The organism is Bradyrhizobium sp. SUTN9-2 (assembly GCF_003122645.1).
In the GTDB taxonomy this organism is placed as follows: Bacteria; Pseudomonadota; Alphaproteobacteria; order Rhizobiales; family Xanthobacteraceae; genus Bradyrhizobium; species Bradyrhizobium yuanmingense.
The window spans coordinates 1,806,006-1,830,212 of sequence record NZ_LAXE01000001.1 but is presented as its reverse complement, the minus strand read 5'-3'; the positions used below and the strand labels follow the sequence as shown (position 1 = coordinate 1,830,212).

The 24,207-nt window shown below is 64.3% G+C and carries 18 protein-coding genes; 7 read left to right on the top strand and 11 right to left on the bottom strand.

The window, feature by feature from the left end; all coding sequences use genetic code 11:
- Nucleotides 1–9: 9 nt before the first annotated feature.
- Nucleotides 10–984, top strand: a complete 975-nt coding sequence (locus XF30_RS08590) for a type II secretion system F family protein (protein WP_036021591.1) — start codon at nt 10–12, stop codon at nt 982–984.
- Between the two features lie 48 nt (nt 985–1,032).
- Here XF30_RS08590 and XF30_RS08585 read toward each other — a convergent pair whose 3' ends face one another.
- Together XF30_RS08585 and XF30_RS08580 are read right to left on the bottom strand one after the other, a co-directional pair.
- Nucleotides 1,033–1,860 (bottom strand): tetratricopeptide repeat protein, encoded by an 828-nt coding sequence (locus XF30_RS08585; protein ID WP_109142428.1) that lies wholly within the window; start codon nt 1,858–1,860, stop codon nt 1,033–1,035.
- Between the two features lie 96 nt (nt 1,861–1,956).
- The gene (locus XF30_RS08580) at nt 1,957–3,462 is read right to left on the bottom strand and encodes a metallophosphoesterase family protein (protein ID WP_109142427.1); all 1,506 of its coding nucleotides are present in this window, start codon (nt 3,460–3,462) and stop codon (nt 1,957–1,959) included.
- Nucleotides 3,463–3,912: 450 nt separating this feature from the next.
- Between XF30_RS08580 and XF30_RS08575 the strand changes: the two genes are divergently transcribed.
- A complete protein-coding gene (locus tag XF30_RS08575) occupies nt 3,913–5,286 on the top strand; it encodes a leucyl aminopeptidase family protein (RefSeq protein WP_109142426.1) in 1,374 nt (457 codons plus the stop codon).
- Nucleotides 5,279–6,133, top strand: a complete 855-nt coding sequence (locus tag XF30_RS08570) for a C40 family peptidase (RefSeq protein ID WP_109142425.1) — start codon at nt 5,279–5,281, stop codon at nt 6,131–6,133. The genes XF30_RS08575 and XF30_RS08570 overlap by 8 nt, the downstream gene beginning before the upstream one ends.
- 7 nt (nt 6,134–6,140) lie before the next feature.
- On the opposite strand, the gene XF30_RS08565 is transcribed toward XF30_RS08570, so the two are convergent.
- From XF30_RS08565 to XF30_RS08540, 6 genes are all read right to left on the bottom strand, one after another.
- Entirely contained in the window at nt 6,141–7,778 is a 1,638-nt protein-coding gene (locus XF30_RS08565) for an ABC transporter ATP-binding protein (protein ID WP_192893079.1), read from the bottom strand.
- A 4-nt stretch (nt 7,779–7,782) separates the two neighbouring features.
- On the bottom strand, nt 7,783–8,961 hold the full coding sequence (locus tag XF30_RS08560) for an ABC transporter permease (RefSeq protein WP_109142424.1): 1,179 nt from the start codon (nt 8,959–8,961) through the stop codon (nt 7,783–7,785).
- The gene (locus XF30_RS08555) at nt 8,961–10,070 is read right to left on the bottom strand and encodes a microcin C ABC transporter permease YejB (protein WP_035998032.1); all 1,110 of its coding nucleotides are present in this window, start codon (nt 10,068–10,070) and stop codon (nt 8,961–8,963) included. The genes XF30_RS08560 and XF30_RS08555 overlap by 1 nt, the downstream gene beginning before the upstream one ends.
- Before the next feature lie 2 nt (nt 10,071–10,072).
- On the bottom strand, nt 10,073–11,959 hold the full coding sequence (locus tag XF30_RS08550) for an extracellular solute-binding protein (RefSeq protein WP_192893078.1): 1,887 nt from the start codon (nt 11,957–11,959) through the stop codon (nt 10,073–10,075).
- A gap of 14 nt (nt 11,960–11,973) precedes the next feature.
- On the bottom strand, nt 11,974–13,887 hold the full coding sequence (locus tag XF30_RS08545; protein ID WP_109142422.1) for an extracellular solute-binding protein: 1,914 nt from the start codon (nt 13,885–13,887) through the stop codon (nt 11,974–11,976).
- 209 nt (nt 13,888–14,096) lie between these two features.
- The gene (locus XF30_RS08540; RefSeq protein WP_109142421.1) at nt 14,097–14,651 is read right to left on the bottom strand and encodes a c-type cytochrome; all 555 of its coding nucleotides are present in this window, start codon (nt 14,649–14,651) and stop codon (nt 14,097–14,099) included.
- A gap of 231 nt (nt 14,652–14,882) precedes the next feature.
- Here XF30_RS08540 and XF30_RS08535 point away from each other — a divergent pair, with 231 nt between their 5' ends.
- A complete protein-coding gene (locus XF30_RS08535; RefSeq protein WP_035998024.1) occupies nt 14,883–15,623 on the top strand; it encodes a 3-deoxy-manno-octulosonate cytidylyltransferase in 741 nt (246 codons plus the stop codon).
- Nucleotides 15,624–15,644: 21 nt separating this feature from the next.
- Nucleotides 15,645–16,502 carry a prephenate dehydratase gene (locus XF30_RS08530; RefSeq protein WP_035998021.1) on the top strand — a complete coding sequence of 286 codons (858 nt, stop codon included), beginning with the start codon at nt 15,645–15,647 and terminating at the stop codon, nt 16,500–16,502.
- A 184-nt stretch (nt 16,503–16,686) separates the two neighbouring features.
- Here XF30_RS08530 and XF30_RS08525 read toward each other — a convergent pair whose 3' ends face one another.
- Complete coding sequence (locus XF30_RS08525) at nt 16,687–17,700, bottom strand: LLM class flavin-dependent oxidoreductase (RefSeq protein WP_109142420.1); 1,014 nt, start codon at nt 17,698–17,700, stop codon at nt 16,687–16,689.
- A gap of 374 nt (nt 17,701–18,074) precedes the next feature.
- On the opposite strand from XF30_RS08525, the gene metF reads away from it, so the two are divergent.
- Nucleotides 18,075–18,995 (top strand): methylenetetrahydrofolate reductase [NAD(P)H], encoded by a 921-nt coding sequence (metF, locus tag XF30_RS08520; protein WP_192893077.1) that lies wholly within the window; start codon nt 18,075–18,077, stop codon nt 18,993–18,995.
- Nucleotides 18,996–19,001: 6 nt separating this feature from the next.
- Entirely contained in the window at nt 19,002–22,844 is a 3,843-nt protein-coding gene (gene metH, locus XF30_RS08515; RefSeq protein ID WP_109142418.1) for a methionine synthase, read from the top strand.
- Between the two features lie 282 nt (nt 22,845–23,126).
- Here metH and XF30_RS08505 read toward each other — a convergent pair whose 3' ends face one another.
- A complete protein-coding gene (locus XF30_RS08505) occupies nt 23,127–23,756 on the bottom strand; it encodes a glutathione S-transferase family protein (protein WP_109142417.1) in 630 nt (209 codons plus the stop codon).
- 130 nt (nt 23,757–23,886) lie between these two features.
- Nucleotides 23,887–24,189: an ArsR/SmtB family transcription factor gene (locus XF30_RS08500; protein WP_036021541.1), complete on the bottom strand. Its 303-nt coding sequence runs from the start codon at nt 24,187–24,189 to the stop codon at nt 23,887–23,889.
- Nucleotides 24,190–24,207 lie beyond the last annotated feature (18 nt).

Here is a 24,207-nt window from a genome sequence, read left to right as displayed (position 1 = left end):
CGGTGTCGCATGGTCGAATTCCTCGTCTCGAAACTGCACGACGTCCGTTTCATGACCATGCTGCTCGCGGCCATCGCCGCGAGCGCCACCGTCTATACGCTGGTGATGCCGTTGTTCGCCGGCGAAGGCCTCTCCAAGCGCATGAAGGCGGTAGCGAGCGAGCGTGAACGCATCCGGCAGCGCGAGCGTGAGCGTCTCAACAAGAGCGAGAAGGTTTCACTGCGCCAGACGCCGAAGCAACTCGTCTCCAAGGTGGTCGAGGACTTCAACCTGACCAAGTGGCTCGCGCAGGAGGCTGCGCGGGACAAGCTCATCATGGCGGGTTACCGCGGCCAGGCGCCCTACATCACCTTCCTGTTTGCCCGCATGGTCGCCCCGATCGTGTTCTTGATCGGCTCGGCCCTCTACGTGTTCGTGATCGGAAACATGCAACAGGCGATGCCGATCAAGATCGGCATCTGTATCGGCGCCGCCTATCTCGGCCTCCAGGCGCCGATGCTGTTCCTCAGGAATGCGATCTCCAAGCGCCAGCTCTCGATCAAGCGTGCGTTTCCCGACGCGCTCGATTTGCTCCTGATCTGCATCGAATCGGGCATGTCGGTCGAGATGGCATTCCGGAAAGTTGCGACCGAAATCGTGGGCCAGTCGATCGCGCTGTCGGAGGAGTTCACCCTGACCACGGCCGAGCTGTCCTACCTGCAGGATCGCAAGGTCGCCTATGAGAACCTGGCACGGCGCACCGGGCTCGAGGGCGTCAAGTCGGTGTGTCTGGCGCTGCAACAGGCGGAACGATACGGCACTCCGCTCGGCCATTCCCTGCGCGTCATGGCGCAGGAAAATCGCGACATGCGCATGAACGAGGCCGAGAAGAAGGCGGCCGCGCTGCCGCCGAAGCTCACGGTGCCGATGATCCTGTTTTTCCTGCCTGTGCTGTTCGTGGTCATTCTCGGACCCACCGCCATCAAGGTCACCGAGATGCAATGAGCCGGGCTGGACCGTACGGTCCGCCACCAAGGCCAGGAAGTCAGATGATCAGCCGGGCTGGCTCAGCGAAGCGACCGGCATCCGCTTCGGCGCGCCGCGCGGGGCCTCGCTACGGCTCAGCATCTCCTTGAGATAGGCGACATTGGCCGCAGCTTGGTCCGGCGGCAGGTCCGCCTTGACGATGGTCTCCGCCTCCGCGAAGCGGCCCTGCAGGCCGACGACCAGGCCGAGATTCTGCCGGACCCGGGCGCTGGCACGCGGCGAGGCATGCGCCTGCCGCAGCGCCTCTTCCGCCTTCGGCAGCTCTTTCGACAGCATGTAGGACAGGCCGAGGTTGGAGAGCACGCCGGGATCACCCGGTGCGATCTTGAGCGCGCTCGCGTAATAGGATCGCGCCTCCTCATGACGGCCCATCTGGTCGAGCGCGGTGCCCTGCACGGAGAGCAGGCGCCAGTCCGGATTGTCGGGCGAATGCGCCTTCGACAGCACGTCGAAGGCCTGCTGGAAATTGCCGTTGTCGGCGAGTGCGCGGCCGTACTGGGCAAGCAGCGCCTTGTTGCCGGGGTTGGCGATGGTCGCCTGCTCGAGCACGGCGGCGGCCTGGGCGCGCTGGCCGTTGGCACGCAAGGCCTGTCCATAGGCGAGCGCGGCGTCGGCATCTTTGGGATTGGCGCGGTAGCGCTCGCCATAGGCTTCGACCGCACGCGCCGGATCGGTGGGCGCGCGATCGGCGGAGGCCGCGTCCGCCCGGGGGCCGACCGAGCCCGTCACCTCCGAGAGCTTCGACATCGCCGTGCAGCCGCCGAGGCTCATCGCCACCGTCGCGACCAGCGACGTCGAAGCAAGTAGCCGGGTAAGCCTGATCCGTTGACGCATGACGCTTTGACTCTCGAGCTGCTCGATCGAGCCGAACGTGTCAGCAGTAGAATGTTAACCCTAACGGCCGGTTAACAGCGCTCAGACGCGCTTCTCTCACGCCGGCGATGGTTGCGGCGGCGCTTTGCCGCCGAGGCCGAGATCGGGGCCGAGCGCCTGCACCTGCTGATCCAGCTCCAGCAGCAGTTGCAGCCTCTGCCGCCCCCGCCGCTGAACGTCGACACCTTCAGAAGGCAGCCGCGGCACCTGACGCAGGAAGTCGTTACAATTGATCAGGCCTCTCCCGTAGAGCTCATCGAGCTGAGCGCGATCGATGCCGAGCACGTCAGCGGATTGCTCGATCAATCGGCCGAGCAACGTCTTCACCGCGGCGAGCGCGTCGCTGTCGAATCCCGGCCGGGATCTCGCGGCCTTACGCTCGAGCTCCGCCCAGGCATGGGCCGAGACCATGTAGGTGTAGAGCGCTATCGCCCAGTTCGGCTCCGCCTCATCGTAAAAGCTGCCACGCATGAACAGCCGGCGGACGATCGCCGCGACCTGGTCGCGTTTCAGTGTGCGGGACGAGGCCGCCTCGATCGTCGACTGGACGGCCGGATCGCGGGAAAAGTCCCGCCCCGCCGGCAGCCTGATGACGCCGCCCGGCAGGTTGGAATCGAGCGGCCTGAAGGCCGCATCGTTGCGGAGCCTCGTATAGCGGGTGATCGCGAAGCGGTGCTCGTTGCGGCCGGTATGGGACGCGGGGCCGAAATGGACGAGGTTGAAACCGGCATCGTCGCCGGCTTGCCCGGTCGAGGACGGACAGGAGAGCACGTAGATCGTGCGCCAGAACGCCTCACCGCTCTCGCGCGACGTCGCACGCGGATCGGGGATGGAATAGCGGGTCAGCCCCTCGACATGGCGATGACCGTGCAGAACCAGATCGACATTGAGCGAGGTGGCGGCCTCGAGGAAGGTCGCGGGTGCGGCGAGATACATCAGCGGCTCGTCCGGCATGCCTAGAAAGCGCTTTCCTTCGCCGGTGGCCTGCGGCAGTGGGTGATGGTGCAGGGCCAGCACACGCACCAGATTTTCCGCCGGCTCGGCGTAGTCGGCGCGCCCGGCCGAACCGATGCTTCCCGCGACCTCGGCGCTCAGCCGGGCGGAATCGGCGACCATCGCCTTGTAAGCGCTCTCGTCGATCTTGCCGCTCGCGAGCGCCTTCAAGTTGGCGCGATTGGAATCGAGCAGCACCAGGTCGAGGCCTGCCTGACGGTAATAGACATTCTTCGCGGTCCGCGGCAGGTGCAGGTAATCGTAGGCGTCGTGACGGCCCGCACGCTGGTTCGGCCGCTTGACGTCGTGATTGCCTGCCACGGCTTGGATGTCGGTGAACAGCCCCGTCTGCCGGAAGCATGCGATGACGGCGAGCGCCTCGTCGAGCGCGCGCGGCGTTGGGTCGTCCACCAGATCGCCCGTGATCAGCAGGATGCGATCGGGAACATTCGCGGCAGCCGCCATCTTCTCGCAAATCGCGGCCCTGAGCGTCTCGATGGCCGGAAGCAGCCGGCCCGACCCGTCCAGATGCAGGTCGGAAATCTGCGCAACAACGAACGATCTATCCATTTTGCGCCGCTCATCTGCATATGCTGCGCCGCCCAAACAATGAGAAAAATGCTTCGACGAGCAGATTCAGCCGTATCGACCCAACCTGGGCAGGCACCATGCCGCCGCGTGTCTGCGTTCGGGTTCATGCAGAACAAGCGACACAATCTAAAATGTTCGTCGATAATGCCACAACCGAAGCGCTAGTAAAGCCCTGGGGCCGTGGCGTTGCGAACGGCAGCTCTCGGCGTGAGATACGAGATTTGTCCGCGGACGGTTTCGTCGCGCCCGGTCGATACTCGATGGCAAGCCGCTCGCGGATCTCGTCGAGCGCATCGAACCGCATGCCCACCTTGCGGCGAGTAGCGGCTCGCTGAACGGTGACGGCAAAGCCGATTGCAGCGGCGGCCAAACTCTGCGAAGTCTCGTCCGTTCGCATGACTCGCCTGAACTGACGATCCGGACCCGCCAATGCCTTCTGTCTTCGAGACGTCATCCACCGCCACCCCGATCACCTTCGTCACCAAATCGAGCTGGGATCAGGTCGCCGAAACGCTGCCGCCGGCGCAACGCCAGTTCGCGCGTGCCAGCGCCTTCGCCGCCAAGCCGGGCAGCTATCTGGCGCTGCCCGCGACCGACGGCACCATTGCGCAGGTGCTGTTCGGGCTCGAGGAAGAGGATGCAAGATCGCGCGACCTGTTTCGGCCCGGCGCCCTGCCCGGCCTCTTGCCGCCCGGCACCTATCGGTTTGCCAATGCACCGCACGATGCACGGCTGGCCGCGCTCGCCTTCGCATTGGGTTACTACCGCTTTGCCCGCTACCGCAAGGCAGATCGCCCCGAGATCCGGCTGGTGCCGCCTGACAGTGTCGACGCGGCCGAGATCGAGCGGATTGCCGATGCGGCAATGCTCGCGCGCGACCTCATCAACACGCCGTCCAACGACATGGGCCCGGATGAGCTCGCCGCGGCCGCGCAAGCGCTCGCCGCCGAGTTCGGCGCGAGCTTTTCCTGCACCGTCGGCGAGGAGCTGGCGAAGAACTTTCCGCTGATCCACGCCGTCGGCATGGCCTCCAGCCGCGCGCCACGGCTGATCGACATCGTCTGGGGCGATCCTGATCATCCCAAGGTGACGCTGGTCGGCAAGGGCGTCTGTTTCGACACCGGCGGGCTCGACCTGAAGCCGTCGAGCGGCATGCTGATCATGAAAAAGGACATGGGCGGCGCAGCCAACGTGCTGGCGCTGGCGCGCATGGTGATGGATGCGAAGCTGAAGGTGCGGCTGCGCGTGCTGATTCCGGCGGTGGAGAACGCCGTCGCCGGCAATGCCTTCCGTCCGCTCGATATCTTCACCTCGCGCAAAGGGATCACCGTCGAGATCGGCAACACCGACGCCGAAGGCCGCCTCGTGCTCGCCGACGCGCTGGCGCTGGCCGATGAGGAGGAGCCCGATCTGCTGATCGACCTGGGCACGCTGACCGGCGCCGCCCGCGTCGCGCTCGGGCCGGATCTGCCGCCGTTCTACACCCATGATGAGACGCTGGCTGCCGACGTCGCGCGCTGCGCGATGAAGGAGAACGATCCGTTGTGGCGCATGCCGCTGTGGCCGCCTTACGATGCCTGGCTGGACTCCAAGGCCGCCACCATCACCAATGCACCCTCGGGCGGTTTCGCCGGCTCGATCACCTGCGCGCTGTTCCTGCAACGCTTCGTCGAGCACGCCAAGAGCTGGCTCCATGTCGACATCTATGGCTGGACGCCGTCGGCGAAGCCGGCGCGGCCCGAGGGCGGCGAATGCCAGGCCGCACGCGCCATCTACGCACTGCTGAGCGAGCGCTATGCCTGATCCAGGACACGACCCGAGGCTGACGCCGGCGCGGGGCGACCTTGCCGCCAAATATCTCGAAGGCAAGGTCGAGGCGCAGCGCTTCGTCGAGGGTGACGAGTTCGAGGTCGTCGAGCCGATCGCGCCCATACGCGAGCAGCCGTCCTCGAACGCGACGTTGATGACCGAAGCGCTGCGCGGCGAACGCGTCACCATCTACGACCGCAACGGCGAGGGTTGGGCCTGGGGCCAACTCAGTAGCGATGGCTATGTCGGCTGGCTCCCGGATGCGGCGCTCGCAAAGCCGTCGGCTGCCGCAACGCACTTGGTCGGCGCACTGCGGACGTTTGCGTTCCCCGGCCCCTCGATCAAGCTGCCGCCGGCCGACACGCTCGTGATGGGATCGAAGCTTGCCGTGGCGCGCGAGGACGGCAGCTTCGCCGTGACGCACGACGGCAGATATCTGCCGAGAACGCACCTCATCCCGCTCGATCATCGCGAGCCGGATTTCGTCGCGGTGGCCGAGCGCTTCGTCGGCACGCCCTATCTCTGGGGCGGCAAGAGCAGCTTTGGCATCGATTGCTCCGGCCTCGTCCAGGTCTCGCTGACATCAGCCGGGATCGGCTGCCCGCGCGACAGCGACATGCAGCTCGCCGGTCTCGGCCGCACGCTTGAGCCGCACGAGCGGAGCAGCTCGCAGCGCGGCGATCTGATCTTCTGGAAAGGTCATGTCGCCATCGTGCGCGACGCCACCACCATGGTTCACGCCAATGCGCATCACATGGCAACGGTGATCGAGCCGATCGAGCCGGCGATCGCGCGGATCAAGGCGGCTGGCAGCGAGGTCGTCGCGATCAAGCGGCTCTGACGGAGCGCTACGTCGCCACCGCCCCGTTCCCCGCCGTCTCGAGCCGAAACGCGGCCGCGAACAGCGCACGGGTGTAGTCCGTCTTCGGATTCCTGAACAATTCGGCCGCCTGCCCCTCCTCGACCACCTTGCCGCCGCGCATCACGATGAGGTGGCTGGCGAGCGAGGCGACGACACGCAAATCGTGCGAAATGAACATGTAGGTGAGCTCGCGCTTGCGCTGGAGCTCGCGCAACAGATCGACCATCTGCGCCTGGAACAGCATGTCGAGCGCGCTGGTCGGCTCGTCCAGCACGACGAAATCAGGCTCCAGCACGATCGCGCGCGCGATCGAGATGCGCTGACGCTGGCCGCCGGAGAATTCGTGCGGATAGCGGAAGCGCGTCTCCGGATTGAGTCCGACATCCTCGAGTGCCTTGACCACGCGCGCCTCGCGTTCCTCGCGCGAGAGCGCCGGCTGATGCACGGACAGGCCCTCGGCGATGATGTCGGCGACCGACATGCGCGGTGAGAGCGAGCCGAACGGATCCTGAAACACGATCTGCATGTCGCGCCGGAAGGGACGCATCTCCTTGAAGCGCAGGCCCTGGATGTCGTTCCCCAAGAACACGATGCGTCCGTTCGAGGAGATCAGCCGCAGCAGCGCCAGCCCCAGCGTGGTCTTGCCCGAGCCGGATTCGCCGACCACGCCGAGCGTCTCGCCCTTGCGTACGGCGACACTGACCCCATCGACCGCCTTGATGTGACCGACCGTCTTGCGCATCAGGCCGCGCTTGATCGGGAACCAGACTTTTAGGTCATTGGCCGACATCACCACCGGCGCATTCGGCTGCGGCGGCGCCGGATCGGGCTTGGGCTCCGCCGCGAGCAGGTCGCGTGTATAGGGATGTTTCGGGGTCTTGAAGACCTGCTCGACCGGACCCTGCTCGACGATCACGCCGCCCTTCATGACACAGACGATGTCGGCGATCCGGCGCACGATGCCGAGATCGTGGGTGATGAACAGCAGGCTCATGCCGAGCCGCGCGCGGATCTCGGCGAGCAGCGCCAGGATCTGCGCCTGCACCGTGACGTCGAGCGCCGTGGTCGGCTCGTCCGCGATCAGAAGATCCGGCTCGTTGGCGAGCGCCATCGCGATCATCACGCGCTGGCGCTGGCCGCCGGAGAGCTGGTGCGGATAGCTGTTCAGGCGCGTCTCTGGATCGGGAATGCCGACCTGGGTCAAGAGCTCCAGCGTCCGCTTGCGGGCCTGCGCATTGCTGGTCGGATTGTGCAGCTGGATGATCTCGCCGATCTGCGCCTCGATCGTGTGCAGCGGATTGAGCGAGGTCATCGGCTCCTGGAAGATGATGGAGATGTCGCTGCCCCTGATCTCCCGCATCTGCTGCTCGGACTGGTCGATCAACTCCTGGCCCTTGAAGCGGATGCTGCCGGAGGGATGGGAGGCATTCGGATACGGCAGCAGCTTCAGGATCGAGAGTGCGCTGACCGACTTGCCGGAGCCGGACTCGCCGACCAGCGCGACGCATTCGCCGCGCTTAATCTGGAACGAGACCTTGTCGACCGCAAGCGTGGTGGCGCCGCCCTGGTGAAAGGCCACCGAGAGGTCGCGAACGGCGAGCAGTGGCTGGTTGATCGCATCCATGGCCTTACCTGAACGTCTTGCGCGGGTCGAAGGCGTCGCGCACGGCTTCACCGATGAAGATCAACAGCGAGAGCATGATCGCGACCGAGAAGAAGCCGGAGAAGCCGAGCCACGGTGCCTGCACATTGGCCTTGGCCTGCGAGAGCAATTCGCCGAGCGAGGGCGATCCCGGTGGCAGGCCGAAGCCGAGGAAATCGAGCGCCGTCAGCGTCATCACCGAGCTCGAAACGATGAACGGCAGGAACGTCATGGTCGCGACCATCGCGTTAGGCAGCAGGTGGCGGAACATGATCAGAGGATTGGAGACGCCGAGCGCACGTGCCGCCTGGACGTATTCGAAATTGCGCCCGCGCAGGAATTCGGCCCGCACGAGGCCAACCAGCGAGACCCAGGAGAACAGCAGCAAGATGCCGAGTAGCACGAAGAAACCGGGCACCAGCACCGAGGAGAGGATCAGGAGAAGATACAGCGATGGAATCGCGGTCCAGATCTCGATGAAACGCTGGAAGATCAGATCGACCCAACCGCCGAAATAGCCCTGCACCGCACCCGCCGCGATGCCGATGACCGACGAAACGATGGTGAGGCAAAGGCCGAACAGCACCGAGATGCGGAAGCCGTAGATCAGCCGCGCCACCACGTCGCGGCCCTGATCGTCGGTGCCGAGCCAATTGTATTCGAGATCGCGGCAGCTCTTCAGTCCCTTCTTCTCCACCACCGGCTTGCACTGCTTCTCCGTCAGCATCCAGGTCGGCGGCGACGGCGCCGGCGTCGGCAGATCGAGATTGTGGGTATCGTAGGAGTAACGGATCAGCGGCCAGACGATGCTGCCGCCCTTGTCCTTGATCAGCTTCTGCAAGTACGGGTCGCGGTAATCGGCCGCCGTCTCGAAATCGCCGCCGAACGTCGTCTCCGAATAGGTCACGAAGGCCGGCCAATATAGCCGACCGTCGAACTTGATCAGGAAGGGCCGATCGTTCGCGATCAGCTCGGCGAACAGCGAGATCACGAACAGGCCGATGAAGATCCAGAAGGACCAGTAGCCGCGGTGGTTCGCCTTGAAGTTCTGCCACCGCCGCCGGTTAAGCGGCGATGGAGCGAACGGCTTGCCCGTGATCGGAACGGCATCGCCGAGCGGCGACTTCGCTGTGGTCTCAATCGGCGTCGGCGCGGTGATCGTCATTAGACCTCCCGCGCTTCGAAATCGATCCGGGGGTCGATCCACATATAGGTCAAGTCGGAGATCAGGTTGATCACGAGGCCGACCAGCGAGAAGATGTAGAGCGTGCCGAACACCACGGGATAGTCGCGATTGAGCACGCTCTCGAAGCTGAGCAGTCCGAGCCCGTCCAGCGAGAAGATGGTCTCGATCAGCAGCGAGCCGGAAAAGAAGGCGTGGATGAAAGTGCCGGGGAAGCCGGCGATCACGATCAGCATCGCGTTGCGGAAGACGTGGCCATAGAGCACCCGGTTCTCGCTGCAGCCCTTGGCGCGGGCGGTCATGACGTATTGCTTGCGGATCTCATCCAGGAACGAGTTCTTGGTCAGGAACGTCATGGTGGTGAAGGCACCTAGCCCCATGGCGATCAGCGGCAACGTCAGATGCCAGAAATAATCGATGATCTTCCAATACCAGGGAAACTGCGACCAGCCGTCCGAGGTCAGTCCGCGCAGCGGGAACCAGTTGAAGAAGGAGCCGCCGGCAAACAGGATGATGAGGAGAATGGCGAACAGAAAACCGGGGATGGCATAGCCGAGCACGAGCACCGTCGAGGTCCAGGTGTCGAAGCGCGCCCCGTCGTTCACGGCCTTGCGAATGCCGAGCGGGATCGAGATCAGGTAGGTCAGAAGTGTTAGCCAGAGGCCAAGCGAGATCGAGACCGGCAGCTTTTCCTTGATGAGCTGCAGAACGCTGACGTCGCGAAAATAGCTCTTGCCGAAATCGAAGCGGGCGAAGTTCCACACCATCAGCAGGAAGCGTTCCGGCGCGGGCTTGTCGAAGCCGAACTGCACTTCCAGCTTCTTGATGAAATCGGGGTCGAGGCCCTGCGCGCCGCGATATTTCGAGTTGACGGAATCGCCGCCCGCACCGACCTGCCCCGGCGCGCGCTGCGCAAAATCGCTGCCGCCCGATATGCGCGAGGTGCCGCCGGTGTCGGCGCCCGAGAGCTGCGCGATCACGCGTTCAACCGGGCCGCCCGGCGCGAATTGCACCACGACGAAGGACACGAAGAGGATCCCAAGCAGGGTCGGAATCATTAGCAGGAGGCGGCGGGCGATATAGGCGCTCATGGCTATTTTGCCTGCTCGAGCTTGGCCGCCTTGGCGGTCTCATACCACCAGATGTCGGGCGCGCCGACGCCGTTGGCATAGCGCGGCAGCTTCGGCGGATGTCCGAACTGATCCCAATAAGCCAGCCGGTGCGTCTTGTTGTACCATTGCGGCACCCAATACCGGCCGGCGCGGAACAGGCGATCGAAGGCGCGGCAGGCGACGGTCAGGTCTTCGCGGCTGTCGGCCGCCATGATCTTCTCGATCATGGCGTCGATCGCCGGACTGGCGACGCCAGCCAGATTGTACGAGCCCTTGGTGTTTGCGACCTGCGAGGAGAAGAACGCGCGCATGGCATCGCCTGGCGTCGCCGACATGCTGAAGCGCTGGATGGTCATGTCGAAATCGAAATCTTCCTGCCGGGCTTTGTGCTGTACGGCATCGACGAGGCGCACGCTCGCTTCGATGCCGAGCGTCGCGAGATTCTTGATGTAAGGCGCGTGGTGCGGCTGGAACGAGGGCTCATCCAGCAGGAACTCGATCTTGAACAATTCGCCGTTCGGCAGCACCCGCTTGCCGTCCCTGATGGGCACGCCGGCCTCGGTCAGCAATTGCTGCGCCTTGCGGAGCAGGCTGCGGTCCTGTCCGGAGCCGTCGGAGGCCGGCGGCGTAAACGGCGCCGCGAACACCTCGTCAGGAACCTGGCCGCGAAACGGCTCCAGCAGCTTCAGCTCTTCCGGCGAAGGCGGCGCATTGCCGGCCATCAGGTCCGAGTTCTGGAACGGCGACACCGTACGAGCGTAAGCGCCGTACATGATTGTCTTGTTGGTCCATTCGAAATCGAAAGCGTTGATCAGGGCCTCGCGCACGCGGGGGTCTTTGAATTTGTCGCGCCGCGTATTGATGAACCAGCCTTGCGCGCCGGAGGGCGTGTCGTCGGGCACGACCTCCATCTTGACTCGGCCTTCCTTCACCGCGGGGAAGTCATAGCGCGTCGCCCAGATGCGCGAAGTGAACTCCTCGCGATAAAGATAGCTCTTGCCGGTAAAGCCCTCGAAGGCGACGTCGCGGTCGCGATAGAATTCATAGCGGACGACATCGAAATTATAGCTGCCGCGGCAGGGCGGCAGATCAGCGGCCCACCAGTCCTTCACGCGCTCGAACTCGATGTAGCGATTGACCTCGAACCTGCCGACCCTGTACGGGCCCGAGCCGAGCGGAATCTCCAGCGACGATTCATCGAACGGGCGGGAGGCGTAGTACGCCTTCGAGAAGATCGGCAGGCTGGCGACATAGAGCGGCACGTCGCGTGCACGCCCCTTGGCGAAGGTGACGACGAGCGTCGCATCGTCGAGGGCTTCGGCACTGACCATGTCGCGCATCTGCACGGTGATCAGCGGATGCCCCTTGGTCTTCAGAGTCGTCAGCGAATAGGCTGCATCGTGGGCGGTGAGCCTGGTCCCGTCGTGGAATTTCGCCTCGGGTCGCATCGCGAAGCGGTAGACCAGCTTGTCCGGCGATATCTGCACGGATTTGGCCGCCAAGCCGTACATTGCGTCGGGCTCGTCAGCTGCGCGGATCATCAGTGGCGAGAACGTCATACCCATACCTTGTGCGCCGTCGCCTTTCAGGATGAAGGCGTTGAGCGAGTTGAAGGTCTGGTAGGACTGATTGTAGGCCCGCACCGACGGGATTAGCGAGAACGTGCCGCCTTTCGGCGCGTCGACATTGACGTAATCGAAATGACGGAAGTCGGCGGGATATTTGAGATCGCCGAATGCCGACATGCCGTGCGCCTCGGTCGCCGCTTCCGATGCTCGCACGCTGCGCAGCAGCGGCGCGCCGACGGACGCCCCGAGGGCGCCGCCAACACCCAGGACCAGCACATGGCGGCGTGACATCTGCGTCATGCGGGGATTGTCCTTCACGATTTCTTTGCGATCCGTGCCGCCTTGTCTGCGTCGTACCACCAGATGAACGGGAAGCCGGACAGACCATACCAGGGCAATTCCGTCGGCCGGCCGAAGCGATCCCAGCGCGCGGTGCGCACCTTGTTGTAGGTCCATTGCGGCACGACGTAGTGATTCCACAGCAACACGCGGTCGAGGGCCTTGGTGGCCGCGACGAGATCGTCGCGATCAGTGGCGTAGATCACCCGCTCGATCAGCTTGTCCACGGCCGGATTCTTGATACCGGCGATGTTGCGCGACCCGGCGATGTCGGCCGATTTGGAGGACCAGAACTCGCGCTGCTCGTTGCCCGGCGATTGCGACTCGCCCCAGGAGTTCGTCACGATGTCGAAGTCCCACTCGCGCGTCCTGTTCTCATACTGGGTCGGATCGACCGTCCGAACGCTCACCGCAATGCCGAGCCGCTCCAGCGACGGCTTGTAGAACAGCGTAATTCGTTCGAAGCTGGGATCCGAGTTGAGCAATTCCAGCGAGAACTGCGCACCGGTCTTGACGTCGACCAGCTTGCGATCTCGCACCTCGTAGCCGGCTTCCTTGAACAGGCGCAGCGCCTCACGCAAATTGTCGCGCACCGCCTCCGGATTACCCCCGACAGGATTGGTGTAGGGCGTCGTGAAGACCTCGGGCGGTACCTGGGCGCGGACGGTCTCGAGAATTTCGAGCTCCTTACCCTGCGGCAACCCCGTTGCCATCAGCTCCTCGATGCCGTCGAAATAGCTGCTGATGCGCTTGTACTGGCCGTAGAAGATCTGCTTGTTCATCTCCTCGAAATCGAACGCGTAGTTGAGCGCACGACGCACGCGCGGATCGCTGAACTTGGCGCGGCGCAGGTTCGGCACGAAGGCCTGCATCACGCCCGAGCTGCGATTGACGAATTCCTCGAGGATCACCCGCTTTTCGGTCACGGCCGGGAAATCATAGGCGGTCGCCCAACTCTTCGCGCTGTTCTCGGTGCGCCAATCGACCTGGTCGGCCTTGAAGGCCTCGATCGCAACGGTGCCGTCGCGAAAATATTCGTAGCGCAGCTCATCGAAATTATTGCGGCCCACATTGATGGGAAGATCGCGGCCCCAATAGTCCTTGACGCGCTCCAGCGCGATCGAGCGTCCTGCGACGAATTCCTTGACCTTGTAAGGGCCCGAGCCGAGCGGCACTTCCAGCGTGGTGGTGGCGATATCGCGCTTGCGGCCCTGCGCGTCCGTCCCGTCCCACCAATGTTTCGGAAGGACGATCAGCTGTCCCACGATCAGCGGCAGCTCGCGGTTGCCGGGTGCGTCGAACACGAACTTCACGTCACGCTCGCCGACCTTCTCGGCCTTCACCACATGGCTGTAATAGGCCGAGTACATCGGATGGTTCTTCTTGAAGGAATCGAGCGAGAAGATCACGTCCTCCGGCGTAACAGGCTTGCCGTCATGCCATTTCGCCTGCGGGCGCAGGCGATAGGTGACGAAGGAAAAATCGTCGGGATGGCTGACCGCTTCGGCCAGCGCGCCGTATTCGGTCGAGACCTCGTCGAGCGACTGCGTCAGGAGCGATTCATAGATGAACGCGACGGCACCAGCGACCTGGCCCTTCACGCCCGAGACAACGATGTTGAAATTGTCGAACGTGCCGACGGCGATCTGGCGCGCCACACCGCCTTTGGGGGCGTCCGGATTGACGTAGTCGAAGCGCTTGAAGTCGGCGGGGTACTTGACCTTTCCGAACAGCGACAGCGCGTGGCGCCAAGGCAACCCGCCGGAAGGCAGCTCAGTTGCTGATTGCGCATGCGCCACGCCGACGGGAACGCCCGCGAGGGAGCCAAGGGCTGGAAGCGCTGCGGCTGCAGTGCCGGTGAGCAGGAGATCGCGTCGGGTAATGGCCAAATCAACATCCCTGTCTTGAAGGAGGCTACTCCTTTAAGTTCCCAATATAGGCGAGGTTTCGACCGAATATGTTGCTTTTTCCTCATCTTGGAAGCCCGGCCGGCCTATCGGATGCGGCCAAACGCCCCGATAACGTCGCCGCGAGGCCCGGATAAGGAAACGGCCAGACTTTTCAGCCTGGCCGTATTCGAGCGCGGGTTCTTGGGACCTTATTTTGACGCCGTCGGCAGCGGCTGAGGTTTCTCCGACTGCGAATTCAGATATGCGATGATATCGGCACGCTCGGAATCCTTGGCAACACCGGCAAAGCCCATCGCGGTGCCCGGAATGAAGCCCTTCGGATTGGCGAGGAACTTGTTGAGGTCGTCGAAGCTCCAGTTGCCACCCTTGGCCTTTATGGCGGCCGAGAAGTTGAAGCCACCACGGCCCTGGCCCTTGGGCTCGCCAACGACGCCATAGAGGTTCGGACCGACTCGGTTCGGGCCGCCCTTCTCGAAGGTGTGGCAGGCGCCACACTTCTTGGCGGCCGCGGAGCCCTTCTCGACGGAGGCCGTTTGGAGCAGCTTTTCGATCGGTTCGGACGGTGCGGCGGCAGCGGCGCCCTCCTTGCCGGAGCCGGCATCTTGCTTGACCGCGATCTCGAAGCCCGGCTTTTCCGGCATCTTGGGGGAGAACAGCGCACTCGCGGTGAAGCTCGTCACCAGCAGGAAGAGACAGGTGCCGAACACGGCGCCGAGAATCTTGTTGAGTTCGAAAGAGTCCATTTCCGGCCAGGCCCCACCGCAAGAAGGAAACAGCGGCCCGGATGGCCGCAGGACGAGCCTCGGAGAATCAAACGTTCCTTATTGTTTCCCCGAGTTTTGCCATTGAGATATCGGTTTGCCCGGGGTCTGGCAACCCGTATAAGCGACCCGGCTTCAGGCCCGTCCCCATCCCATGTCCCGGTGCGGAAAACGCTCCGTTTTCAGGCTCTTGACCTCAGACCTTTGAACCCGATGATCGATCCCCGCATCCTGGTGCTGATCCCGGCTCGCATGGCCGCCACCCGCCTGCCCGGCAAGCCGCTCGCCGATATCGCGGGATTGCCGATGATCGTGCATGTGCTGCGCCGTGCCGAGGCCGCCGCAATCGGCAGGGTCGCGGTGGCCACCGACACCGACGAGATCGCCTCGGTCGTGACCGCCCATGGCGGCGAGGCCGTGATGACCCGCGGCGACCACCCCTCCGGCTCGGACCGTATCCACGAGGCCATGCAGAAGCTCGATCCCGAGGGCAAGGCCGAGATCGTGGTCAATGTCCAGGGGGATTTCCCGACCATCACGATCGACAACATCCGCGAGGTGCTGCCGCCGCTGCAAGACCCGGCCGTGGACATCGCGACGCTGGCCTCGCGGATCCACACCGAGGAAGAGGATCTCGCCCCAAGCGTGGTGAAGGCGATCGGAACCTCGGTTGGCGGCAGGCGGATGCGCGCACTTTATTTCACCCGCGCGACCGCCCCGACCGGCGACGGACCGCGTTACCACCATATCGGCCTCTATGCCTTTCGCCGCGCCGCTCTGGAGCGCTACGTCTCTCTTCCGCCGTCTCCGCTGGAATTGCAGGAGAAGCTCGAGCAGCTCCGGGCGCTTGAGGCCGGAATGCGCATCGATTTCACCATCGTCGACACCGTGCCCCGCGGGGTCGATACGCCGGCGGACCTCGAGACCGCGCGCAGCATCCTTTCCAAATCCTGAGCCGCTGCTACAAGGCCGAGCATGAGCAAGATGAAGATCGCATTCCAGGGCGAGCCTGGCGCCAATTCCCACATCGCCATCGTCGAGGCCTATCCCGATGCCGAACCGATGCCCTGCGCCACATTCGAAGACGCGCTGTCGGCGATCTCGTCGGGCGAGGCCGATCTCGGCATGATCCCGATCGAGAATTCGGTCGCCGGCCGCGTCGCCGACATCCATCACCTCCTGCCGGCGTCCGGCCTCTTCATCGTCGGCGAATGGTTCCTGCCGGTCCGGCATCAGCTGATGGCCGTGAAGGGCACCAAGCTCGAAGACATTAAGAGCGTCGAGAGCCATGTGCATGCGCTCGGCCAGTGCCGGCGCATCATCCGCAAGCTCGGCATCAAGCCGATCGTGCATGCCGATACCGCCGGCAGCGCCCGCGACATCTCGGAGCGCAAGGACAAGACGGTGGCCGCGATCGCCTCGCGCCTTGCTGCAAAGATCTACGGTCTCGACATCCTCGCCGAGGACATCGAGGACGAGGCCCACAACACCACTCGCTTCGTGGTGCTGGCGCGCGAGCCGAAATGGGCGCCCCAAGGCACCGGGCCGCTCGTCACGACTTTTGTTTTCCGAGTGCGCAATTTGCCGGCGGCGCTCTACAAGGCGCTCGGCGGCTTCGCCACCAATGGCGTCAACATGACCAAGCTCGAGAGCTACATGGTCGACGGCAATTTCTTCGCCACGCAGTTCTATGCCGACGTCGACGGCCATCCCGATGACAAGGGCCTCGCCTTCGCCATCGAGGAGCTGAAATTTTTCTCGCGCGAATTCCGCATCGTCGGCGTATATCCGGGCCATCCGTTCCGCGCCACGTTCAGCGAAGTGCAGGATTGATCCCTCACCCTCCCCTGGAGGGGTCCGGGAGAGCGCAGCTCGCCCGTGGGTCGCTCCCCATGGAGCGCAGCGCAATGCGTAGCGGGGTGGGTGACGGTCTCTCCACGTCGAATACTGCCCGAGTGGAGAGATCACCCCACCCCGCTCGCGCTGCGCGCGATCGGGCCCCCCTGGGGAGGGTAAGCTACCCCGCCGCTCTGAGCCCGAACGCCTCCGCCAGCAGCGAATACGACTTCTTTCGCGCCGCGTGGTCATACACCGCCGTGATCACCATCAGCTCGTCCGGCTTGCTTGCGTAGATCAGCGGCTGCAGCTTCTTCTGCACCGTCGCGGGACTGCCGACGAACAGGCGCGAGCGGTTGCGCAGGATCGAGGTGCGCTCGGCGTCCGTATACGGATAGGCCATCGCCTCCTCGACGCTCGGCAGCGGCAGATATTGACCGCGGTCGCGGCGAAGACGGTTGAGGTCGAAGGACGAGGCGAGCCTTTCGGCCTCCTCGTCGGTATCGGCCGCAATGACGGCGACCGCGAGAATGGCATGTGGGCTCGCACGCCAGGCCGAGGGTTGAAAGCGATTGCGGTAATGCACCATCGCATCGATCGCGTCGTGGGACGCGAAATGATGGGCGAAGGCGAAGCCCATGCCGACCTGGGCGGCCAGTTCCGAGGAATAATCGCTGGAGCCGAGCAGCCAGATAGGCGGCAGTCTGGTGTCGTCGGGCATTGCGACGACGTTGTTGTAAGGGTGCCCCGCGGGGAATTCGCGCGTCTCCCACAGGATCAACTCGTGCAGCCGCTCCAGGAAATCGTCGCCCTCGCGGCGGTCGAGCCGGCTCCTGAGCGCGTAAGCCGTCGCACCATCGGTGCCCGGCGCGCGGCCGAGACCGAGATCGATCCGGCCCGGAAATAGCGCCTCCAGCATCTTGAAGCGCTCAGCGATGACCAGCGGCGCATGGTTGGGCAGCATCACCCCGCCGGAACCGACGCGGAGGTGCTTCGTCACCGCCGCGATCTGGCCGATCATCAGGTCGGGCGCGGGGCTCGCGACGGAGGCGAGATTGTGATGCTCGGCGAGCCAGTAGCGGACATAGCCGAGGCCATCGACGTGACGCGCCAAATCGATGCTGTTGCGCAGCGCCGCGGCGGGCTTGGTGCCTGATGTGACGACGGAGAGGTCGAGGACGGAGAGCGGGATCATCGCGGCTTAAGGTAATCGAGGCGGTCGCGGCGACAATGGGCAGGCTGCGCAGGCCTGACGTGTACGGACGGGCTGGCACGCCAGCGGCTGGAGTTGGGACAACCGCCGCTACTTTGCAGACGATTCTGATCTGCCCACCAAGAAAATCGTTCATAAAAGATGGTTCACGAGAGATAATATCTGAAAATTCAACACATTATGTCATGCAGCGCGCTTCCCACCCAAAACATGATTCGCAAGAATGACCCGTCTAACTGCACCTGAATGGGCAACTTCCCATGCATGATGGGCTGTCGATCAAGGGGCCTTTGCCGTATTTTAGCTCTCCGAGGCTAGACCCCGATTGCCGGCCTGACATTGGAGTGAGTGGCGCCATGACTGACCTGACGACGCCTGCGACAGCCGACCGGCAGGACAGGCACCTGAAGCGGCCCGCGATCTCCTTCGAGTTCTTTCCGCCGAAGACGGAAGAGATGGAGCGCAATCTCTGGGAGACCATCAACCGGCTGGCCCCGCTCGAGCCGAAGTTCGTCTCGGTGACCTATGGCGCCGGCGGCTCGACCCGCGAGCGCACCCATTCGACCATCACACGCATCCTGAAAGAGACCGCGCTGCTGCCGGCGGCGCACCTGACCTGCGTCGGTGCTTCGTGCGGCGAGATCGACGAGATCGTCGACCGCTATCACGAGGTCGGCGTCCGCCACATCGTGGCCTTGCGCGGCGATCCCGTCGGCGGCATCGGCACGCCCTATTCGAGCCATCCCGAGGGTTATCAGAGCTCGGCCGAGCTCGTCGCCGGCATCAAGAAGCGGCACGGCGACGTCGAGGTCTCGGTCTCTGCCTACCCCGAGAAGCACCCCGAAGCGCGCGACTTCGATGCCGATATCGACACGCTCAAGGCGAAGGTCGATGCGGGCGCGACGCGCGCGATCACGCAGGTGTTCTTCGACAACGATCTCTACTTCCGCTATCTCGACCGCGTGCGTGCGCGCGGCATCGACATCCCCGTAGTGCCGGGCATCATGCCCATGCACAATTTCAAGCAGGCGCGCAATTTCGTGACCCGTGCCGGCACCACGGTGCCCGACTGGTTCGCGGCGAAGTTCGAAGGGCTCGATGACGATGCCGAAACGCGCAAGCTGGTGGCCGCGACCGTTGCGGCCGGCCAGGTGCAGAAGCTCGCCAAGCACGGCGTCGACACCTTCCATTTCTACACCATGAACCGCGCCGATCTCGTGTTCGCGATCAGCCATTTGCTCGGCATTCGCGCCAAGAGCGCGCAGAAGGCGGCGTAAGAGAACATGACCGTGACCGTCTCTCCGAAGCGAACTGCCCTTCTGAACGCCGCGCGCGAGCGCATCCTGGTGCTCGACGGCGCCATGGGCACGATGATTCAGAACCTGCAGCTCGACGAGAAAGCCTTCCGCGGCGAGCGCTTCAAGAACTTCCATCGCGACCTGCGCGGCAACAACGATTTGTTGATCCTGACCCAGCCGCAGGCGATCGAGGACATCCACGCCGCCTATTTGCGCGCCGGCGCCGACATCGTCGCGACCAATACGTTCTCGACGACCTCGATCGCGCAGGCCGATTACGACCTCACCGACATCGTCTACGAGATGGCGCGTGAAGGCGCCCGCCTCGCCGGCAATGCCGCACGGCGTGTCGAAGCCGAGGACGGCAAGCCGCGCTTCGTCGCCGGCGCCATCGGCCCCACCAACCGCACGGCCTCGATCTCGCCCGACGTTTCCAATCCCGGTTACCGCGCCGTCACCTTCGACGATCTGCGCAAGTCCTATGGCGAGCAGATCCGCGGGCTGATCGACGGCGGCGTCGACCTCCTGCTGGTCGAGACCATCTTCGACACACTCAACGCCAAGGCGGCGCTCTATGCGATCGCCGAGATCACCGAAGAGCTCGGCATCGACGTGCCCGTGATGGTGTCGGGCACCATCACCGACAAATCCGGCCGCCTGCTGTCGGGCCAGATGCCGGAAGCGTTCTGGAATTCGGTGCGGCACGCCAAGCCCATCACCATCGGCTTCAACTGCGCGCTCGGCGCGGAAGACCTGCGCGCGCATATCGCCGATATCGGCCGCGTCGCCGACACGCTGGTCTGCGCCTATCCCAATGCCGGCCTGCCCAACGAGTTTGGCCAGTATGACGAGACGCCCGAATACATGGCCCGCCTGATCGGCGAGTTCGCGCGCGATGGCCTCGTCAACATCGTCGGCGGCTGCTGCGGTACGACCCCGGACCATATCGCGGCGATTGCTGCGGCAGTGGCCCCGCACAAGCCGCGCATCGTGCCGGAGATCACCCCGCGCCTGCGACTCTCCGGCCTCGAGCCGTTCGTGCTGACGGATGCAATCCCATTCGTGAACGTCGGCGAACGCACCAACGTCACGGGCTCGGCCCGCTTCCGCAAGCTGATCACATCAGGCGATTACACCGCCGCGCTGCAGGTCGCGCGCGACCAGGTCGAGAACGGCGCCCAGATCATCGACGTCAACATGGACGAGGGCCTGCTCGATTCCGAAGCGGCGATGGTGACCTTCCTCAACCTCGTCGCCGCCGAGCCCGACATCGCGCGCGTGCCTGTGATGGTCGATTCCTCGAAATTCTCGGTGATCGAGGCCGGCCTGAAATGCGTGCAGGGCAAGCCGGTCGTCAACTCGATCTCGATGAAGGAAGGCGAGGAGAAGTTCATCCTTGAGGCCAAGATCGCCCGTCGCCACGGCGCGGCCGTTGTCGTGATGGCGTTCGACGAGGTCGGCCAGGCCGACACGTTCGCGCGCAAGACCGAGATCTGCAAGCGCGCCTACGACATCCTGGTGAACAAGGTCGGCTTCCCGCCCGAGGACATCATCTTCGATCCCAACATCTTCGCGATCGCGACCGGCATCGAGGAGCACAACAATTACGGCGTCGACTTCATCGAGGCGACGCGCTGGATCCGCCAGAACCTGCCGGGCGCGCATGTCTCGGGCGGCGTCTCCAATTTGTCGTTCTCGTTCCGCGGCAACGAGCCGGTGCGCGAGGCCATGCACTCGGTGTTCCTGTATCACGCCATCAAGGCCGGCATGGATATGGGAATCGTCAATGCCGGGCAGATGATCGTCTATGACGACATCGATCCCGAATTGCGCCGGACCTGCGAGGACGTCGTCCTCAACCGCGACGCGGGCGCCTCCGAGCGGCTGCTGGCGCTCGCCGAGAAATTCCGCGGCAAGAAGACCGAAGGCAAGGAAGCCGATCTTGCCTGGCGCGAATGGCCGGTGGAGAAGCGGCTGTCGCATTCGCTGGTGCACGGCATCACCGAGTTCATCGAGCAGGACACTGAAGAAGCCCGCAAGAAATCCTCGCGCCCGCTCGACGTCATCGAGGGCCCGCTGATGGCCGGCATGAACGTGGTCGGCGATCTCTTCGGCGACGGCAAGATGTTTTTGCCCCAGGTGGTGAAGTCTGCCCGCGTCATGAAGCAGGCCGTCGCTTACCTCATGCCATTCATGGAGGAGGAGAAGGCGCGCAACCTTGCGAGCGGCATCGGTACCGAAGGCTCCTCGTCCGCCGGCAAGATCGTGCTCGCAACGGTGAAGGGCGACGTCCACGACATCGGCAAGAACATCGTCGGCATCGTGCTCCAGTGCAACAATTTCGAGGTGATCGACCTCGGCGTGATGGTGCCGGCGGCCAAGATCGTCGAGACCGTGAAAGCCGAGAAGGCGGACATCGTCGGGCTGTCAGGCCTGATCACGCCCTCGCTCGACGAGATGGCATTCTTCGCCGGCGAGTTGCAGCGCGAAGGCTTGAGGCTGCCGCTCTTGATCGGCGGCGCCACCACCAGCCGCGTGCATACGGCCGTCAAGATCGACCCGAGCTATCGCGCCGGTCCCGTCGTGCATGTCAACGACGCCAGCCGCGCGGTCGGCGTCGCCTCCGCGCTGCTCTCGCCGGAGAAGCGCGAGGCCTATGCGGCCGAGGTGCGGGCCGAATACGCCAAGATCTCGGAGGCGCATCTGCGCGCGCAGGCCGACAAGAAGCGGCTGAAGCTGGCTGACGCGCGCGCCAACCGCGTGCCAGTCGATTTTGCCAAGAGCAAGCCGGTGAAGCCGACTTTCCTCGGTATTAGGAGCTTTGACGACTACGACCTCGCCGAGCTCGTGCCCTATATCGACTGGACGCCGTTCTTCCAGACCTGGGAGCTCGCCGGACGCTTCCCCGCCATCCTCGACGATTCCAAGGTCGGCGAGGTCGCGCGCTCGCTCTATGACGATGCGCGCAAGATGCTCGACACGATCGTCAAGGAGAAGTGGTTCCGGGCGCGGGCGACGATCGGCTTCTGGCCGGCGAACGCGCAAGGCGACGACATCGTGCTCTATGCCGACGATAACAGGACCAAGAGCATCGCGACGCTGCACACGCTGCGCCAGCAGCTGGAGAAGCGCGAGGGCCGCTTCAATGCGGCGCTGTCCGACTTCATCGCCCCTGCCGGCGTGCCCGATTACATCGGCGGCTTCGTCGTCACCGCAGGGATCGGCGAGGATGCCGTGGCTGACCGCTTCAAGATGGCGAACGACGACTACTCCTCGATCCTGTGCAAGGCGCTGGCCGACCGCCTCGCCGAGGCCCTTGCCGAGCGCATGCATGCCCGCGTCCGCCGCGAGTTCTGGGCCTATGCGCCGGACGAGACGCTCTCGAACGAGGAACTGATCCTGGAGAAGTACTCCGGGATTCGCCCCGCGCCCGGCTATCCCGCGCAGCCTGATCACACCGAGAAGGCGACGCTGTTCGAGCTGCTCGATGCGGAGGCGACCGCCGGCGTGAAGCTGACCGAGAGCTTTGCGATGTGGCCGGGCTCGTCGGTCTCCGGGCTCTATTTCGCCAGCCCCGAGAGCTACTATTTCGGCGTCGGCAAGATCGAGCGCGACCAGGTCGAGGACTACGCCGCGCGCAAGGGCATGAGCGTGGCCGAAGCCGAGCGCTGGCTCGCGCCGGTGCTGAACTACATCCCGTCGCAGGACAAGCCCTTCGCCGCCACGCCGGCGAACGACGAAATGCCGAAAGACCTCGCCTCGCATCCGCCGGGCTGCACCTGCGCGGTGCACTTGGTCTGGCAGAAGAAGCGCGCCGGCGCGGGGTAGACGCCGCCGAAACACAAACGTGAAAAACAACCCCATGCACAGTAACGATGGGGTTGAAAAGGCTTGACGTTTTCGGACTTGCCGAAAACACGGTTGCGGCGTCGGGCAAAACAGGGGTATTATTGCATCATCGACTGCGGTGGCCGTCCGATACTCTCGCCAGGCCCCGCGCTGTCATTCCGGGGCGCGCCTCTTGGCGCGAGCCCGGAATCCATTGCTCCACATCATCCGCTGCACGGATTCCGGGCTCGCGCTTCGCGCGCCCCGGAATGACAGAGCGCTTCACCCCTTCGGCGGGGACAGCGGCTGCACGATCTCCTTGAACGGCGCCAGTGCCTCGCAACGCTCGCTATGGGCCGCGAGCGCCGGATAGCGCGAGGCATCGAACAGGTCGGGATGCGCTTCGCGGGTGAAGCGGACGACGCAGGCGACGGCAACGTCTGCGTGGCCGATGCGGTCACCCAGCCAATACGGCGTCGTCACCCTGGCGCGCTCGGCCTCGAGCACTTTCAGCACGTCCGCGATCTGCGCCTGGCAACGCTTGACCCACAGCGCGAGCTGCTCCTTCCGCAGCACGCGCTCGTAGAGCAGGCTCACCGCCTTGTCGCCGAGGCCGGAAGCGAGCGCGCAGATGCGCAAATGTCTGCGCCGCTCGGTGCCGCCGCGCGGCAGCATGGCCTTGTCCGCGCCGACGAGGTCATCGAGATAATCGAGGATGATCATGCTCTCGATCAGGGCCTCGCCGTCGTCGAGCACCAGCGTCGGCACGCGGCGGAGCGGATTGTACGGCGCGATCTTGTCGGCATCGCCGAAGGTCGACCATGGCCTGTGCTCGAAGGCGAGCCCGTAGAGCCGCAGCGCAATCGCGACGCGGCGGACGAAGGGGGAATCATATTGGCCGATCAGGAACATGGTTCTCGCTCTTCTCGATCATTGAACACGACAGGGCCGATCAGTCTCCACGACCAGCTCGGCGCGGCGCAACAAATATCTCGGAAACGGAGCATTGCGCCGGCTGCAACGACCCGCGACCGCCTTGCGCTCAAAGGCCGTCCTGGATCGAGCGCTTGATCGCGGCAATGGCGGTCTCGTTGCGCTTGTACATCGTCCACTGCTTGATCCGCTTGGCGCGCACCAGCTTGGCTGCCGTCAGCACCCGCATGTGCTCGCTCAATGTCGGCGCGCTGACCCCGAGCTTTTCGGCGATCAGCAATCCGCAGACGCCGTCCTCGACCAGGTCGCCGTCTTCCTGCTCACGAAAATGCTTCCGCGGATCCCGCAGCCATTCCAGGATCTGCAGGCGGCGTTCGTTGGCGAGCGCGCGCAGGGCGACGGCAAATTTCATTTAGCCATTTTGCTAATT

Coding starts and splice junctions, on each gene's coding strand:
- metH (WP_109142418.1), top strand. CDS start 19,002: ATGACCGTGACCGTCTCTCCGAAGCGAACTGCCCTTCTGAACGCCGCG.
- XF30_RS08550 (WP_192893078.1), bottom strand. CDS start 11,959: ATGACGCAGATGTCACGCCGCCATGTGCTGGTCCTGGGTGTTGGCGGC.
- XF30_RS08530 (WP_035998021.1), top strand. CDS start 15,645: ATGAGCAAGATGAAGATCGCATTCCAGGGCGAGCCTGGCGCCAATTCC.
- XF30_RS08560 (WP_109142424.1), bottom strand. CDS start 8,961: ATGACGATCACCGCGCCGACGCCGATTGAGACCACAGCGAAGTCGCCG.
- XF30_RS08535 (WP_035998024.1), top strand. CDS start 14,883: ATGATCGATCCCCGCATCCTGGTGCTGATCCCGGCTCGCATGGCCGCC.
- XF30_RS08590 (WP_036021591.1), top strand. CDS start 10: ATGGTCGAATTCCTCGTCTCGAAACTGCACGACGTCCGTTTCATGACC.
- XF30_RS08505 (WP_109142417.1), bottom strand. CDS start 23,756: ATGTTCCTGATCGGCCAATATGATTCCCCCTTCGTCCGCCGCGTCGCG.
- XF30_RS08580 (WP_109142427.1), bottom strand. CDS start 3,462: ATGGATAGATCGTTCGTTGTTGCGCAGATTTCCGACCTGCATCTGGAC.
- XF30_RS08570 (WP_109142425.1), top strand. CDS start 5,279: ATGCCTGATCCAGGACACGACCCGAGGCTGACGCCGGCGCGGGGCGAC.
- XF30_RS08585 (WP_109142428.1), bottom strand. CDS start 1,860: ATGCGTCAACGGATCAGGCTTACCCGGCTACTTGCTTCGACGTCGCTG.
- XF30_RS08540 (WP_109142421.1), bottom strand. CDS start 14,651: ATGGACTCTTTCGAACTCAACAAGATTCTCGGCGCCGTGTTCGGCACC.
- XF30_RS08555 (WP_035998032.1), bottom strand. CDS start 10,070: ATGAGCGCCTATATCGCCCGCCGCCTCCTGCTAATGATTCCGACCCTG.
- XF30_RS08575 (WP_109142426.1), top strand. CDS start 3,913: ATGCCTTCTGTCTTCGAGACGTCATCCACCGCCACCCCGATCACCTTC.
- XF30_RS08500 (WP_036021541.1), bottom strand. CDS start 24,189: ATGAAATTTGCCGTCGCCCTGCGCGCGCTCGCCAACGAACGCCGCCTG.
- XF30_RS08525 (WP_109142420.1), bottom strand. CDS start 17,700: ATGATCCCGCTCTCCGTCCTCGACCTCTCCGTCGTCACATCAGGCACC.
- metF (WP_192893077.1), top strand. CDS start 18,075: ATGACTGACCTGACGACGCCTGCGACAGCCGACCGGCAGGACAGGCAC.
- XF30_RS08565 (WP_192893079.1), bottom strand. CDS start 7,778: ATGGATGCGATCAACCAGCCACTGCTCGCCGTTCGCGACCTCTCGGTG.